The organism is Bacteroides sp. OM08-11 (assembly GCF_003438665.1).
In the GTDB taxonomy this organism is placed as follows: Bacteria; Bacteroidota; Bacteroidia; order Bacteroidales; family Bacteroidaceae; genus Bacteroides; species Bacteroides cutis.
The window spans coordinates 36,656-53,371 of record NZ_QSTJ01000012.1; the positions used below are offsets into that span (position 1 = coordinate 36,656).

Annotated in this window: 12 protein-coding genes; 8 read left to right on the forward strand and 4 right to left on the reverse strand. The window is 45.5% G+C overall.

Features of this window, described 5'->3' with window-relative positions; translation table 11 throughout:
* The first annotated feature begins 100 nt into the window (after window positions 1-100).
* The 3 genes from metA to DXC10_RS15910 all read left to right on the forward strand — a co-directional run bounded on the left by metA (window position 101) and on the right by DXC10_RS15910 (window position 3,883).
* On the forward strand, window positions 101-1,018 hold the full coding sequence (gene metA / locus DXC10_RS15900) for a homoserine O-succinyltransferase (RefSeq protein ID WP_101546014.1): 918 nt from the start codon (window positions 101-103) through the stop codon (window positions 1,016-1,018).
* Window positions 1,015-2,868 carry a U32 family peptidase gene (locus DXC10_RS15905; protein ID WP_101546012.1) on the forward strand — a complete coding sequence of 618 codons (1,854 nt, stop codon included), beginning with the start codon at window positions 1,015-1,017 and terminating at the stop codon, window positions 2,866-2,868. The genes metA and DXC10_RS15905 overlap by 4 nt, the downstream gene beginning before the upstream one ends.
* Before the next feature lie 91 nt (window positions 2,869-2,959).
* Window positions 2,960-3,883, forward strand: a complete 924-nt coding sequence (locus tag DXC10_RS15910) for a hypothetical protein (protein WP_101546010.1) — start codon at window positions 2,960-2,962, stop codon at window positions 3,881-3,883.
* 4 nt (window positions 3,884-3,887) lie between these two features.
* Here DXC10_RS15910 and DXC10_RS15915 read toward each other — a convergent pair whose 3' ends face one another.
* Window positions 3,888-6,350 carry a TonB-dependent receptor gene (locus tag DXC10_RS15915; protein ID WP_117738405.1) on the reverse strand — a complete coding sequence of 821 codons (2,463 nt, stop codon included), beginning with the start codon at window positions 6,348-6,350 and terminating at the stop codon, window positions 3,888-3,890.
* A 77-nt stretch (window positions 6,351-6,427) separates the two neighbouring features.
* The gene (locus DXC10_RS15920) at window positions 6,428-7,051 is read right to left on the reverse strand and encodes a response regulator transcription factor (RefSeq protein ID WP_117738407.1); all 624 of its coding nucleotides are present in this window, start codon (window positions 7,049-7,051) and stop codon (window positions 6,428-6,430) included.
* Window positions 7,052-7,464: 413 nt separating this feature from the next.
* Between DXC10_RS15920 and lpdA the strand changes: the two genes are divergently transcribed.
* From lpdA to DXC10_RS15945, 5 genes are all read left to right on the forward strand, one after another.
* The gene (gene lpdA / locus DXC10_RS15925) at window positions 7,465-8,814 is read left to right on the forward strand and encodes a dihydrolipoyl dehydrogenase (protein ID WP_117738409.1); all 1,350 of its coding nucleotides are present in this window, start codon (window positions 7,465-7,467) and stop codon (window positions 8,812-8,814) included.
* Entirely contained in the window at window positions 8,814-9,566 is a 753-nt protein-coding gene (locus tag DXC10_RS15930) for a lipoate--protein ligase family protein (protein WP_101546001.1), read from the forward strand. Before lpdA ends, DXC10_RS15930 begins: the two co-directional genes overlap by 1 nt.
* Window positions 9,567-9,632: 66 nt before the next feature.
* Window positions 9,633-10,958: a dihydrolipoamide acetyltransferase family protein gene (locus tag DXC10_RS15935; RefSeq protein ID WP_117738411.1), complete on the forward strand. Its 1,326-nt coding sequence runs from the start codon at window positions 9,633-9,635 to the stop codon at window positions 10,956-10,958.
* Window positions 10,959-10,977: 19 nt separating this feature from the next.
* Entirely contained in the window at window positions 10,978-13,014 is a 2,037-nt protein-coding gene (locus DXC10_RS15940; RefSeq protein WP_117738413.1) for a thiamine pyrophosphate-dependent enzyme, read from the forward strand.
* A gap of 22 nt (window positions 13,015-13,036) precedes the next feature.
* Window positions 13,037-13,540: a flavodoxin gene (locus DXC10_RS15945; RefSeq protein WP_101546083.1), complete on the forward strand. Its 504-nt coding sequence runs from the start codon at window positions 13,037-13,039 to the stop codon at window positions 13,538-13,540.
* On the opposite strand, the gene DXC10_RS15950 is transcribed toward DXC10_RS15945, so the two are convergent.
* The gene (locus tag DXC10_RS15950; RefSeq protein ID WP_117738415.1) at window positions 13,537-15,159 is read right to left on the reverse strand and encodes an NAD(P)/FAD-dependent oxidoreductase; all 1,623 of its coding nucleotides are present in this window, start codon (window positions 15,157-15,159) and stop codon (window positions 13,537-13,539) included. The genes DXC10_RS15945 and DXC10_RS15950 overlap by 4 nt on opposite strands.
* A 25-nt stretch (window positions 15,160-15,184) precedes the next feature.
* On the reverse strand, window positions 15,185-16,552 hold the full coding sequence (gene radA, locus DXC10_RS15955; RefSeq protein WP_117738417.1) for a DNA repair protein RadA: 1,368 nt from the start codon (window positions 16,550-16,552) through the stop codon (window positions 15,185-15,187).
* Window positions 16,553-16,716: the final 164 nt, after the last annotated feature.

Consider the following 16,716-nt stretch of genomic DNA (forward strand, 5'->3'; position numbering starts at 1 on the left):
AATAAAAACTTCTATAAATAATTCATAGCACACTGATTTTTTATCTAACTTTACACGCTAAAATCGTATATAGTAATCAGTTAAATCATAGAACAAAGTCATGCCTTTAAATTTACCCGATAAACTTCCTGCGATAGAACTACTGAAAGAGGAAAATATTTTCGTCATCGACAACTCTCGCGCAACTCAACAGGATATTCGTCCGCTACGGATTGTGATATTGAACTTGATGCCGTTAAAGATTACAACGGAAACGGATCTTGTGCGTTTACTATCCAATACTCCGTTGCAGGTAGAAATTTCGTTCATGAAAATCAAGAGTCATACATCTAAGAATACTCCGATAGAACACATGAAAGCGTTTTATACCGACTTTGATAAAATGCGTGGTGAGAAGTACGATGGTATGATTATTACCGGTGCTCCTGTAGAACAAATGGATTTCGAAGAAGTCACCTATTGGGATGAAATAACAGATATCTTTGATTGGGCACGTACACACGTCACTTCGACTCTTTATATTTGTTGGGCTGCTCAAGCCGGACTGTATCATCATTACGGTGTGCCCAAGTATGCGTTAGATCAGAAAATGTTCGGTATTTTCGAACATCGTACTTTACTTCCCCTGCATCCCATATTCCGAGGTTTCGATGATATATTCTTTGTACCTCATAGTCGCCATACGGAAGTAAGAAAAGAAGATATCTTGAAAGTACCTGAACTGACACTACTTTCCGAATCGAAAGAGTCAGGCGTGCATTTGGTTGTGGCCCGTGGCGGACGTGAATTCTTTGTAACCGGACATTCCGAATATTCTCCATTGACTTTAGATACGGAATATCGCCGTGATTTGGGTAAAGGACTTCCCATTGAAATGCCTCGTAACTATTATGTGGATGATGATCCGGATAAAGGTGTATTAGTACGCTGGCGTGCACATGCCAATTTATTATTCTCCAATTGGCTGAATTATTTCGTGTATCAGGAAACTCCGTATAATATTGAAGATATAGAATGAGCAGGCAACGTAAAATAGAACTTTTGGCTCCTGCCAAGAATTTGGAATGTGGTATTGAAGCAGTAAACCACGGTGCAGATGCGGTATACATAGGCGCGCCTCGTTTTGGTGCGCGTGCCGCCGCTATCAATTCTTTGGAAGATATTGCCGCTTTAGTAAAATATGCCCATCTGTATAATGTACGTATCTATGTAACTGTCAATACCATTTTGAAAGAAGAGGAGTTGGTCGAGACCGAACGGATGATCAATGAATTATATCGTGTCGGTGTAGATGCGCTGATAGTACAGGATATGGGAATAACACGTCTGAACCTGCCACCTATTCCTTTGCATGCCAGTACTCAAATGGATAACCGTACACCGGAAAAAGTGCGTTTCCTATCAGACGCCGGTTTCCGGCAAATAGTATTGGCCCGTGAACTTTCGTTGCAGGAAATTCGCACGATCCATGAAGCTTGTCCTGAGACTCAACTTGAAGTCTTTGTACATGGTGCGCTTTGTGTCAGTTATAGCGGACAATGTTATGTAAGCCAGGCATGCTTTGGCCGTAGTGCCAACCGGGGGGAATGTGCACAATTCTGCCGTTTACCCTTCAATCTGATAGATGCTGATGGAAAAACGATTGTACGTGACAAACACCTGCTTTCTTTGAAAGACCTCAATCAAAGTGAAGTGTTGGAAGACTTGCTTGATGCTGGAGCCACTTCTCTGAAGATAGAGGGGCGTCTGAAGGATGTTTCATATGTGAAGAATGTTACTGCCGCCTACCGCCAAAAGTTGGATGCCATCTTTGCTCGTCGTAAAGAATATGTTCGTGCTTCTTCCGGAGCTTGCCATTTTGATTTTAAACCTCAGTTGGATAAAAGCTTCAGCCGTGGCTTCACGAACTATTTTCTGCAAGGTCGTCGGCAGGATATTGCTTCCTTTGATACCCCTAAGTCCTTGGGCGAAGAAATGGGAACGTTGAAGGAACAACGTGGTAATTATCTTACTGTTGCCGGTGTGAAACCTTTCCATAATGGTGATGGAGTATGTTTTTTGGATGAACAAAATGGTCTGCAAGGATTTCGTATTAATCGGGTAGATGGTAATAAGCTTTATCCGGCAGGAGAAGTGCCGCATATCAAACCTCGTACCCGTCTTTATCGTAATTTCGATCAGGATTTCGAACGTATTCTTGTCCGTAAGTCTTCCGAACGAAAACTTGCAGTCAACTGGGAACTATCAGACACCTCTTGGGGCTTTGCTTTAACTGCTACAGACGAGGATGATAACCGTGTAACGCTGTCATTCCCTTATTCAAAGGAATTGGCACGTACTCCGCAAGCAGAAAATCTACGTACCCAATTGAGCAAATTGGGAAATACTCCGTTCGAAGTCGTAAACAACGTTTCAGATGAAGCTTCCGGTCTTGTACTCAAATTGTCACAGAACTGGTTTATTCCGGCATCCGTAATAGCTGATTGGCGTCGTCGAGTCATAGAGAAGCTGATAGCTGTCCGTCGCATTACCTATCGTAGGGAATTGACCGTTTGGAAACCTACCCGACATGCATTTCCTATGACTTCGTTGACTTATTTGGGTAATGTAATGAACACGGCTGCCAAGAGCTTTTATTTGTCGCATGGTGTATTGTCTGTAGAACCTGCCTACGAAAAGCAACCGGTTCAGAATGCGGTACTTATGTTTTGCAAACATTGTCTACGCTATAGCATGGGTTGGTGTCCTACACATCAAAAGCTACGATCTCCCTATCGTGAACCCTATTATCTTGTAGCGGCCGATGGTAAGCGTTTCCGTTTGGATTTTGATTGTAAGCACTGCCAGATGAAAGTGGTGACAGAATAATGGTAATAAAAAAGAAAAATAAATAAGGATGAAATTTTTACGGCTACATACTCTTTTGTTTCCTTTCTTCTGGATGATAGGATTCTTATTTATGTTTTCTTCCTGCCATTATCCTCGCCCTAATCTTGAGGATGAAACTCTGAGTGCCAAGACCCGCGATTCTCTGACTTATCTGTATGAACGCCACTACACCTGGAATACCAACCTTGAAGTTCGGAACGACTCCGTAAGTCTGGCTTGTTTGCCGGTGAAAGACTGCTATAACATGCTCTATAAAGGCGATCGTGTAGTAGTGGCCGAATTTGCCATTCATCCTCAGGACAGTGTAGATAGTGTTTGGGTAAAACTTGCCCATACACAAGACATACAAGGTTGGATCCGTGAAACAGATATGATCCACTCTTTTGTGCCTACAGATAGCATATCGCAATCCATCTATCTGTTCAGTGATACCCACGCTTCCTACTTCATTGTTGTCTTTGCATTGTTCGTGGCGGTTTGGTTATTCCGTGCATTCCGTCGCAAACAATTGAGAATGGTCTATTTCAATGATATCGATAGCGTATACCCCTTGTTGCTATGCCTGCTTATGGCATTTAGCGCCACGATTTATGAATCTATCCAAGTCTTTGTACCCGATACGTGGCAGCACTTTTATTTCAATCCCACTTTGTCACCTTTCAAAGTCCCATTCATCTTGTCAGCTTTCTTATTAAGCCTATGGCTTTTCATTGTGGTATTATTAGCGGTGCTCGATGACCTTTTTCGCCAGCTCACTCCCGCAGCGGCAGTATTCTATCTTTTAGGTCTCGCCTCTTGCTGTATCTTCTGTTACTTCTTCTTTATTTTGACCACCCACATATACATCGGTTACTTGTTCTTGGCTGTTTTTATATACGTATTTTACAGAAGATTTCGGATTTCATTATCCACCTCCCGCTATCGTTGTGGCAACTGTGGGCAGAAATTGAAAGCGAAAGGAGTGTGTCCGCATTGCGGGGCTATCAATAAATAATCTTTCAGAATTTACACCTCAACTCTATTCCTGCCTGTACCGGACGTCCTTTCTGCAAGAACCCATTACTCATACTTTCAAAATAGAAAGCGGCGTAATCTTTATCCAGCATATTTTTCACCCAAAGAGCGATGGCGCCATTGCCTTTTTCAAAAGATACTCTTCCGTTCAATGTTCCATAGAAAGACTGGCTGACGGTATTTCCTTCTGTCCAGTAGATGCGCCCTGCACCTGTATAGTTGGCATTCAGCTGGATACGGTCTAACCAATGTCCCGGATTGATACGGAAGATATACTGTCCTCCCACAGTCAATGTGTGTTTGGGAACAAAAGGTACATAATTATCATTGTAGCTGATTTCCTGAAGTTTTCCGTTTACACGGGCATTGGTTACATAGTCTTTGAAGGTGGCATACGTATATCCGTAGTTGGCGTTTACCGTGAAATCTGTGGTTACGGCAATGGCAAGAGAAATCTCGGCTCCCAGGCTACGGCTCTTTCCTGCATTTACCGTTTCACGCCCCAATCCGCTTTCTCCGGCAAAGCGCGAAATTTGCTGGTCGCGTGTCTCCAACCAGAAGAGAGCGGCATCAGTACGCAAACGGTTATTAAAAAGGTTCAGGTGAGTTCCTATTTCGTAGTTCCAGGTTTGCTCAGGTTTGTATTCCGTTGCCGAGCGTGCATCCGGATTTTCTCCTGCATCGGGAAAATATCCGTCAACCAGTTCTTTGAACCGGTCCGGTACATGAGGCATGATTTCATCTTTAGACTGTTTCATCATGTCATTCTTCAAACTCGATTGTAACAAGTCAGAGAACATCTGGATATTATATCCTCCCGAGCGGTAGCCCTTACTGACCGTAGTATACACATTTCCCAAATTATTTTTGAAATCATATTGCAAGGCGAATTTCGGCAACAATTGCAGGTAATCTTTTTCGATAGAACCCTGATAACGTGACTGTACGGTCAGGGCGGTTTCGGGCATCATTGGTATCTCTCTGATAACCTGACCGTTTTGCACCATTTCACCTTTAATACCTACCGTATATCCCATTGCCGTTCCCGAATTATAATCCATCCTCATCTTCTCATAATCCAGACGCAACCCAGCTGTGAACGACAAGCCTTTCAATCCGAACAAATCCCTGAAAGTAGACTGATGGAATAATGCACCGTTCATCAACGGCGTATCGAAATCGCCGTTGATAGGCAGATTGTCCCCATTAATCTGTAAAGACGGCAAAATGTTCATGTTCATTCCCGGTCCCATGGGAACTTCTATCTTAGAAGGTATCACGCTGCCCAGCATACGGTCCAGCATGTTCATTCCACCTTCTCTGAAGGTTACGGGAGCACTTGTGTTCAGCCATTGATAGAAACCGAAAACACCCGTTGCCCATTGCCAGCGACGGTTACCTTTACTTTTCATGACAATTTCTTCACTCAGTGTGTGGATACGCTGTTTCTGTTCCAGCGTATAAATATCTTCTGCCGTGAAGTCCTGGTCAATGAACATACGGTCTTTCAGAAACTGATAACCCGTTACGGCACTCAGCGTAAAGTTGCATGCCTGATATTCCAGGTTTAACCCCGCATTCATCAAGTTCCGGTAATAACTGCTTTCCTGATTGTTGGAGATGGTACCGATATAGGGTTTCAACTCCTCCTTTTGAGCGGCAGGATTTACGCTACCTGTGTAGATATAAGGATATCCCCCTTGGTCGCTATATTCGTAACTGATATTAAGATCCGCTTTCCAGTTTTCCGCCGGCAGGTAGATACCACGGAAGCGTCCGCCGGCAGATTGTCCTTTGTCTACCTTCTTATTGTTCAGAAAGGCATTACGGAAAAAACCTCCCGTATAGTCATAAAAACCTCCTGTGGAGAAAGCGAACCGTTCAGAGGTACGATGATAGTGTGTCACCGATGCATTGTAAGCATTATGCGTGGCTGCTCCCATACGTAAGTCCGTACCTTGATAACTGAATGGCGATTTAGTATGAATTTTTATCAGCCCTCCCATTGCGTTGCGTCCGTACAGTGTACCTTGCGGGCCACGCAATACATCGATACGTTCGATATCGGAATAATTGAAATCGAAAGCAGACTTGTCAATGTAGGGGATATTGTCTACATACAGTCCGATCGAAGGCGTGTTGATACGTGAACCGATACCACGGATGTAAACCGCCGAAGTCAGCCGTGAACCATAATCGGGGATAAACATATTCGGCACAAGTCCCGTCAGGTTCTTGATGGAACCGACCTGCGTGGCTCGCATGTCTTTTTGCGACAGTAGAGTCACGGCAGTAGGCTGTTCACGTAATTTCCTGTTTTCTTTGGGTGCTGCAATGACGAGAACTTCTTCCACGTCTACTACTTTCAGCGTATCCAGGTCTTCCGCCAATACGTTACCGGCAAACAGGACAGTCAGAATTAGGGTAATGATTTTATATGTGTTCATAAACTGGTTTTATTTCGTTTGCAAAGGAAAGCGAAATCTTCAGTCTATGCAATCCTAATTTATGAGGATATTACAATTTATATCCGGTCTGCCTCCACATATCCGTGCATCACGGCATAAATAGTCAAGCCCGATACGGATTTGATGCCCAGTTTTTCTACAATATTCTTACGGTGTGAGATAACGGTGGTTAGGCTGATGTTCAGTTTGTCGGCTATTTCCTTGTTGATGAAACCTTTGGTCAATAACACCAGTACTTCTATTTCGCGTGCGGACAGGTCGTGCTCACTGGCTGCATTGGTGTGGGCATGAGGAGACATGCCCGGGTGGTTACCATCCGGTTGCGTGCCCGGATGTCCATGATGATGCCCGTACTGATGCAATTGGAGGATATCCTTCACCAAACCTTTTTCGTCCTGATAAATATTCAGTGTGGGCACTCCCGACAGTTGAGGCTGATTATTACCTCCTGCCAATACAATTGTTTTTGGCTTGCGGGGTAGAAAGAACACGGTATGTTCAAAATAGATTTGAGAAGAAATAAAATAATGGGCGTACATGTCGGGTGTATCGTCCATCAGCTCGCTGAAAGAGTGGAACACACGAATAGTAGCCATCGGGATAATTTCTTCCAGAAGGTTCTGCAAACCTATACAAGTCAATGTATTGGGAGCGACGATTGCTATTTCGGGAGCTGTCATAAGGATAATTTGTTTGCTACAAAAGTACGGATAATTTTTGTGTTATGATACAGTGGTATTGATATAAAGAGAAAAGTTATTCATTCTTTATTTTTAAATTCCTCTTTGTTAAGTATAAAGTTCCATTTTATTTATGATAATTTTTATACGATGATTAAGAATATATAAACTTAAGCTTAGAATTATTATTCGCAACTTAAGATTTTATATTCTTAGTCTGCGAATATAGAATTTTATGGATGATGAGAGATTTTGTAAGCCATAACGAAGAAGTTTTTTATGAAAGTAGCGAAAGTTTTCTCTTTATATCGAATACCACAGATAGTCTTATTGAACGATTTTTATATAAACATAGAACTCTGACCGTCTTTTGTTTGTTATTCAGTTTATAATTAACTTAAAACCTTAACGTTATGAAATATGATATAGCCATAATCGGCGGAGGGCCTGCCGGTTATACAGCGGCCGAACGTGCGGCGGCAGGCGGCTTGAAGACTGTTCTGTTTGAAAAGAAGACCATAGGTGGCGTTTGCCTGAATGAAGGGTGTATTCCCACTAAAACATTACTCTATTCTGCCAAGTTGTGGGACAGCATGAAGGGGACTTCCAAATATGGAATATCTCTACCCGATGCTCCTGCCTTTGATATGGAGAAGATTATAGGCCGGAAAGATAAAGTCGTGAAGATGCTGACGGGAGGTGTAAAGATGACGGTCACCTCATACGGTACTGCCGTTGTGGAACAGGAAGCCGTGATTGAGGGCGAGGAAAACGGGCTGTTCCGCATCTCGGCAGGAGGGGAGAGGTATGAAGTGACTTATCTGTTGATATGTACCGGTTCCGATACCGTCATTCCGCCCATCCTGGGACTGGCCGAAACCGATTACTGGACTTCAAAGGAAGCGCTCGAAAGTAAAGTACTTCCTCGGTCGCTCGCCATTGTCGGCGGAGGGGTCATCGGGATGGAGTTTGCTTCTTTCTTTAATAGTATGGGAGTAAAGGTCAGCGTCATCGAGATGATGCCCGAAATTCTGGGGGCAATGGATAAGGAAACCAGTGGAATGCTTCGCTCGGACTACTTGAAACGGGGTGTTGACTTCTACCTGAATACCAAAGTGACCGCAGTCTCCAATACGGGGGTTACTATTGAAAGGGAGGGTAAGACTTCTCGGATAGAAGCCGAAAAGACGTTGATAAGTGTAGGGCGAAAGGCCAATCTGGGACAAGTGGGGCTGGACAGGCTGAACATCGAACTGCTGCGTAACGGCGTGAAGGTGGACGAGCATATGCTCACTTCCCATCCCGGGGTATATGCCTGTGGAGATATAACCGGGCGCTCTATGCTGGCACATACGGCTATCCGCGAGAGCGAAGTTGCCATTAACCATATTTTGAATGTGGAAGACCGGATGAACTACGATTGTGTCCCGGGTGTGGTCTATACCAATCCTGAAGTTGCCGGTGTGGGCAAGACGGAGGAGGAACTGAAAGCCGCCGGTGTCAGCTATCATGTGCAGAAACTGCCGATGGTATATTCCGGGCGTTTCGTTGCCGAGAATGAAGGAGCGAATGGTCTTTGTAAATTGATACTGGATGACGGTGACCATATCATAGGTTGTCATCTGCTGGGCAATCCGGCGTCGGAACTCATTGTGATAGCGGGCATTGCCGTGCAGCATGGTTATACGGTAGAGGAATTCCAGAAGAGCGTATTCCCGCATCCCACGGTGGGCGAGATTTTCCACGAAACACTCTTTGCGTAATGTTCTGCATAGACAACCGTTGTACGGATGTCCATTTTCATCTGGCAGCAGAGGAATATCTTTTGAAACAGAAACGGGATAACTTTTTCATGCTTTGGCAATCTGCGCCTTCGGTGGTGATAGGGAAACATCAAAGTGTACAGGCAGAGGTCGATGAAGAGTATCTCCGGCAGAATGGTATTGCGTTGGCTCGTCGTTTCTCGGGTGGTGGTGCGGTCTATCATGATGAAGGGAATATCAATCTCAGCTTTATCGAAACCGTGGAGCGTCCAGACTTTGAATATTACCTGCAACGGACAGTCGATTTCCTTGAAACGATGGGGATTGATGCTTATGCCGATAAGCGGATGGGGATTTATGTGGGTGGACGGAAGATATCGGGCAGTGCTCAGTGCATCCATAAGAACCGTGTAATGTATCATTGTACTTTGCTGTATTCCACAGACTTGAATAAACTGAATGCTGCCTTGCGTGGAAACTCGGAGGAGGAAAACTGGTTGCCGGGTTCTCGGAAGAAGGTACATGCCGTGCCTTCCGTGCCGAGCGAGGTGACTAATCTCAGCGGACTACTGTCTCCTGCCATGTCCATCAAGCGTTTCATGCGGTTGTTGCTCCATTCGTTTCTGGAGGAAGCGGGAAATTCGATATATCGCTTTACCGGTGAAGATTTAAAGGCGATAGAGTGTTTAAGGCAGCAGAAGTATGCCGGCGAGGAGTGGATATTCAATAAGGTGATATTAAGTTTTACTTAAGTTAAAACCATATTTATTAAATGTTTGTTTATATGAGAGTGGGACTGAAACCTAAAACTTAACGATATGTCAAGATTTGAAATAAAGATGCCCAAGCTGGGCGAAAGTATAACCGAAGGGACTATTATTTCCTGGTCGGTACAAGTGGGAGACGTCATCAAAGAGGATGATGTGCTGTTTGAAGTAAATACTGCCAAAGTCAGCGCCGAGATACCGTCCCCGGTAGCTGGAAAGATGGTGGAAATCCTGTTTAAGGAAGGTGATACGGTAGCTGTCGGTACGGTGGTTGCTGTGGTGGATATTGGCGGGGAAGAAGAGGAAATTGCGGAAGAAGTATCTGCCGGGGTATCTGCTGCGGATACGGTTACATCTACATCTGCTGTTGGATCCGTTTCCGCTTCTGTTTCCGGGCAACCGGTGGCTAAGGCTGTGAAGTCTGATGATGAACGCTGGTATTCTCCTGTTGTCCTTCAGTTGGCTCGCGAGGCAAAAATTCAGAAAGAAGAACTGGATACTGTTCCCGGAACGGGATATCAGGGGCGGTTGAGCAAGAAAGACATCAAACGGTATATCGTGCAAAAACAGCAAGGTACTGCCGGTGCTTCTGCTTCGAAACCGCAATCTGCTCCTCAATCTGTTTCAGAAACCGTATCATCATCTGCTGCACAGCAAAGTCCCGTAGCTCCTAATGATCCGTGGGTAGAGGTGAAAGAAATGGATCGTGTTCGCCGGATGATTGCCGACCACATGGTGATGTCCAAACATACCTCTCCACACGTTACTACGCTGGTTGAGGTGGATATGACCAGACTGGTGAAATGGCGCGAAGAGCATAAAGAAGCTTTCCGGAAACGCGAAGGGGTGAAGCTGACCTACATGCCTGCCATCACCGAAGCTACGGCGAAAGCGCTGGTTGCTTATCCGCAGGTGAATGTGTCGGTAGAAGGGTATAATATCCTTTATAAAAAGCATGTCAACATCGGTATTGCCGTGACGCAGAATGACGGTAACCTGATAGTTCCGGTGGTACATGATGCAGACCGGCTGAACCTGAACGGATTGGCAATCTCCATTGACGGGCTTGCCGGCAAAGCCCGTATCAACAAATTGATGCCGGACGATATCTCCGGAGGTACGTTTACGATCACCAACTTCGGTACGTTCAAGTCTTTGTTCGGTACGCCTATCATCAACCAGCCGCAAGTGGCGATTTTGGGAGTAGGGGTGATTGAGAAAAAACCGGCGGTTATCGAGACTCCCGAGGGGGATGTGATAGCTATCCGCCACAAGATGTATCTGTCTTTGTCTTACGACCACCGGGTGGTGGATGGTTCGTTGGGAGGAAAATTCCTCTACTTCATTAAAGAGTACCTTGAAAACTGGAAAGAATAAACATTAAAACAATCACATCATGAAGAAATATGATATAAAGACCACGGATGTGGAAACCCTGAAGAAGTGGTATTACCTGATGACTTTGGGGCGTGCACTGGACGAAAAGGCCCCATCTTATTTGTTACAATCCCTGGGCTGGTCTTATCATGCTCCTTATGCCGGACACGATGGTATCCAGCTGGCTATGGGGCAGATATTTACTAAAGGAGAAGATTTCCTCTTCCCTTATTACCGTGATATGCTGACGGCTCTTTCTGCCGGAATGACTGCGGAAGAACTGATATTGAACGGTATTTCTAAGGCTACTGACCCAGGTAGTGGTGGACGGCATATGTCCAACCATTTTGCGAAACCCGAATGGCATATCGAGAACATATCTTCGGCTACGGGGACACACGATCTGCATGCGGCCGGTGTGGCACGTGCCATGGTTTACTATGGTCACAAGGGGGTGGTTATTACTTCGCACGGCGAGTCGGCTTCTTCCGAAGGATTTGTGTATGAAGCGGTCAATGGTGCCAGTCTGGAACGACTACCGGTAATCTTTGTCTGGCAAGATAATGGTTACGGCATTTCTGTCCCGAAGAAAGATCAGACGGCTGCACGTAAGGTTGCCGACAATTTCTCGGGCTTCAAGAATTTGAAAATCATTCACTGCAACGGCAAGGATGTGTTCGATTCGATGAATGCCATGACAGAAGCCAAAGAGTATGCGTTGCTCAATCGCAATCCGGTCATTGTACATGCCAACTGTGTCCGTATCGGTTCGCACTCTAATTCGGACAAACATACCTTGTACCGGGATGAGGGAGAATTGGCATACGTGAAGGCAGCTGATCCATTGATGAAGTTTCGCCGGATGTTGTTGCGCTACAAACGTCTTACTGAAGAGGAATTGAAAACGATAGAAGAAAAAGCCAGAAAAGACTTGTCTGCTGCAAACCGTAAAGCGCTTGCTGCGCAGGATCCTGACCCGAAAACCATTTTTGACTATGTACTTCCCGAACCGTATGAGCCCAGGAAGTATAAGGATGGAACGCACAACGAGACGGAGGGTGAGAAGAAGTTCTTGGTGAACGCTATCAATGAGACGTTGAAAGCGGAGTTCCGTCATAATCCGGATACCTTTATCTGGGGGCAGGATGTTGCCAATAAGGATAAGGGGGGCGTGTTCAATGTGACGAAAGGCATGCAACAGGAGTTTGGGGAAGCCCGTGTGTTCAGTGCGCCTATCGCTGAGGATTATATCGTGGGAACAGCAAACGGCATGAGCCGTTACGACCCCAAAATACGTGTAGTGATAGAGGGCGCGGAGTTTGCCGATTACTTTTGGCCTGCTGTGGAGCAATATGTGGAGTGTACGCATGAGTATTGGCGCAGTAATGGTAAGTTCGTTCCGAATGTGACTTTGCGCCTGGCTTCCGGTGGGTATATCGGTGGCGGTTTGTATCACTCGCAAAATATCGAGGGAGCTTTGGCCACTTTGCCCGGTGCAAGGATTGTGTGTCCGTCTTTTGCCGATGATGCCGCGGGATTGTTACGTACAAGTATGCGCTCGCGTGGATTTACTTTGTTCCTTGAGCCGAAGGCATTGTATAACTCGGTAGATGCGGCAACCGTCGTTCCCGAAGACTTTGAAGTTCCCTTTGGAAAGGCACGCATCCGCCGGGAAGGTTCCGACTTGAGTATCATTACTTATGGTAATACTACCCATTTCTGCCTGAATGTGGCGGAACGCTTGGAGAAAGAGGGCGGATGGAGTGTGGAAGTCATCGATATACGTTCTTTGATACCGCTGGATAAGGAGACAATTTACGAGTCGGTGAAAAAGACAAGTAAGGCGTTGGTGGTACACGAGGATAAGGTGTTTGCCGGTTTTGGCGGCGAGATTGCTGCAAGTATCGGTTCCGATTTGTTCAAGTATCTGGATGCGCCGGTTCAGCGGGTTGGGGCTACCTTTACCCCGGTGGGTTTCCACCCGGTATTGGAACGTGCCATTCTGCCGGATGGAGACAAGATTTATGAAGCTGCTAAAAAGTTATTGGAATTCTAATAACTATAAAAAAGTAAACAGTATGAAGAAGATAGGATTGTTTTATTCGGCTAATGCCGTGAAAACTTCACAGATAGCGAAAAAAATCCGCGAGACGTTCGGTGCGGAGAATATGGATATAATTCCGGTAGAGAAAGCGTGGGGAAACGACTTCGAAGCGTATGAAGACTTGATAATCGGTGTATCTACTTGGTTTGACGGTGAATTGCCGACTTATTGGGACGAGTTGATACCCGAACTGGAGGCGCTGGACTTGAAAGGAAAGAAGGTCGCTCTGTTCGGATTGGGCGATCAGGTGAATTATCCCGATAATTTTGCTGATGGTTTAGGTATCTTGGGAGAAGCCTTCGAGAAAGCGGGGGCTGTTCTCGTAGGCTTTACTCCTACGGATGATTATTCTTTCAATCAGTCCAGGGCTCTGCGCGACGGCAAATGGTGCGGACTGGTGATTGATATCGAGAACCAGTCGAAGATGACTGATAGACGTATTAAGGAGTGGTGCGTACTATTAAAGAAAGAGTTCTAAATCATGTAAGCTTTAACAGCTTCCGCACATCGTTCTCCATCGATACCTGCTGATACAATACCTCCGGCGTATCCTGCTCCCTCTCCACAAGGGAACAGGCCTTTCAGCCGGATGTGTTGCAAGGTTTCTTTATCTCGCAGTATGCGGACTGGGGCGGAAGTCCTTGTCTCTACTCCTATCAGGATTGCCTCGTTTGTCAGAAAACCGTGACTGTACTTTCCGAATTGCTGGAAACCTTTACTTAACCGGTTAGCTATGAATGACGGCATCCAGAAGTGCAAGGGAGAAGAAACCAGCCCCGGTGCGTATGAACTCTCAGGGAGATCGTAACTAAGTTTTTTTTGGGTGAAATCAGTCATTCGTTGTGCGGGTGCCGTTTGTTTCATATTGCCTTGCTGCCAACAAAGACGTTCCAGGGCCTCCTGGAAGAACATCATGTTTAATTGGGCATTGAGAATGGAAGATTGGGAATGTACTGTGCTTTCATGCGGCATAGTTAATTCCTTGTTGTCAATTTTTAATTCTTGGTCATTTAAGTCTTCCGGACGGAGTTCCACTACCATTCCTGAGTTACTCCAACGGGAACCGCGGCTACTGGGACTCATGCCGTTGACTACAATTTGCTGTGGACCGCTGGCGGCAGGAACTACGAAACCACCCGGACACATACAGAAGCTGTATACACCTCGTCCGTCTACTTGGTTTACGAAACTGTATTCAGCGGCAGGCAGGTATTTGCCCCGTCCGTTGCGATTGTGATATTGTATCCGGTCTATCAGATCGGCGGGATGTTCCAAACGGACCCCCACGGCAATCCCTTTGGCTTCAATCTCTACTTGGTTGGTGGCCAACCAGCGATAAACGTCTCTGGCAGAATGGCCGGTTGCCAGGACAACGGGGCCAAGGATGGTTTTTCCGGTATTGGTTTCGATGCCTTTCACTTCGTTGCCTTCAATGATCAAAGCATCCATACGGGTCTCGAAGTGTACCTCTCCGCCACATTCGATGATTGTATTCCGCATGTTTTCAATGACACGCGGCAATTTATCTGTACCTATATGTGGATGGGCGTCTACGAGTATGGCAGTTGAGGCGCCATGTTGGCAGAATACGTTCAGTATCTTGTCCACATTTCCGCGCTTTTTGCTGCGGGTATAAAGCTTTCCGTCTGAATAGGCTCCGGCGCCACCTTCTCCGAAACTGTAGTTGGATTCCGGGTTCACGGTTTGTTCTCGTCCGATCAGGGCAAGGTCTTTTTTACGGTCACGCACATTCTTACCCCGCTCCACGATGACAGGACGCAGGCCAAGTTCGATAAGCCGCAATGCGGCAAACAGTCCTCCGGGACCGGCACCTACTATTATGACTTGTGGTTTTCTTTCCACATTATTATATATAATAGGTTGGTATTCGTTTTCTTTCGGCAGTTCATTGATGTAAGCACGTACGCTAAGATTAACGAAGATGGTTCGTTGGCGTGCATCGATACTCCGCTTCAGTATACGTGTTGCGGTAATAGCCTGTAAATTTAATCCTTTTTCCAAAACGAGATATTCTTTCAGGCGTTGTTCGTTTGCCGCTATTTCGGGCAATACACGGAGTTGGTATTCTTGTATCATAGTTCTTTGTCTTTAGAGATAAAAATCATCCGAATAGTGCTCTGAATGCTTCTTCTACTTTCCGCACCGGTACTAACTCTATTTTTAATTTTGCGCTATTCAGCCCTTGTAAATTATACTTCGGTAATATAAACCGCTTGAAGCCGAGTTTTTCCGCTTCACCGATACGTTGTTCAATGCGGTTTACCGGACGGATTTCTCCTGAAAGGCCGATTTCTCCTGCCATACATATTTCCGGTTCTATTGCCGTATCCATATTACTTGATAAGATAGCACTGATGACGGCAAGGTCGATGGCGGGATCATTTACTTTCAATCCTCCGGCAATATTGAGAAATACGTCTTTTTGTGCAAGCTTAAAACCTACACGCTTTTCCAGTACAGCCAGTAGCATGTTCATTCGACGGATATCGAAACCGGTGGCAGAACGTTGCGGGTTGCCGTATACTGCACTGCTGACCAGTGCCTGCGTTTCGATGAGGAATGGGCGGATGCCTTCAATAGCGGAAGCTATAGCTACGCCGCTCATACCTTCATGGTCTTGACTTAATAGAAGTTCGGATGGATTACTTACTTGTCGCAATCCGTCTTGTCGCATTTCATAAATACCCAGTTCCGCAGTACTTCCAAAGCGGTTCTTGATACTGCGCAGAATGCGGTACATGTAATGTTGGTCGCCTTCGAACTGAAGAACAGTATCGACAATATGTTCCAGTACTTTAGGGCCGGCAATACTACCTTCTTTATTGATATGTCCGATTAAAATGACCGGTATATGCGTCTCTTTGGCAAAACGGAGAATAGAGGCGGAGCATTCCCTGACCTGGGCAATACTGCCCGGAGAAGATTCGAGCGTTTCAGTGGAAATAGTCTGGATGGAGTCAATGACAACCAAGTCTGGATGTGTATTTTTGATATGCACATAAATCTGTTCGAGGGATGTTTCACAGACAATGAGACAGTCACTGGAGGTGTTTGTCAGGCGATCGGCGCGCAATTTAAGCTGGCGGGCACTTTCTTCACCGGATATATAGAGAATACGTTTTTCAGGAATATGAAGTACGGTTTGTAGTACTAAAGTCGACTTTCCAATACCCGGTTCACCACCAATCAGTACCAAAGAACCTTGTACCAATCCGCCACCCAGTACGCGGTTCAGTTCAGCGTCATGCAGATTGATACGCGGTTCTTCATCAGCTATGATTTCATTGAATGTTACAGGCTTTGGTTTAACTGTTTCTATACCCGATATGGGGCGTTTAGTTACCATCTCTTTTCGTACAATCTCTTCTACATATGTGTTCCACTCTCCACATGACGGGCATTTGCCTATCCATTTGGGAGATTCTTGTCCGCAATTATTGCACACATAAACCGTCTTTTCTTTAGCCATAGTTGAGTATCCATTGAATAATGATTGCCAAAGGTACGATTTTTCATAGCAGAGGGTACGAAGAATGGAAAGAAACTTTTTGAAAAGAAGCTCATGCGGGGAAATGTAACAAAGTTCTCTTGGAACTTATGAACTTAAGGGTTGGAAACTTGGCATAAGGAATA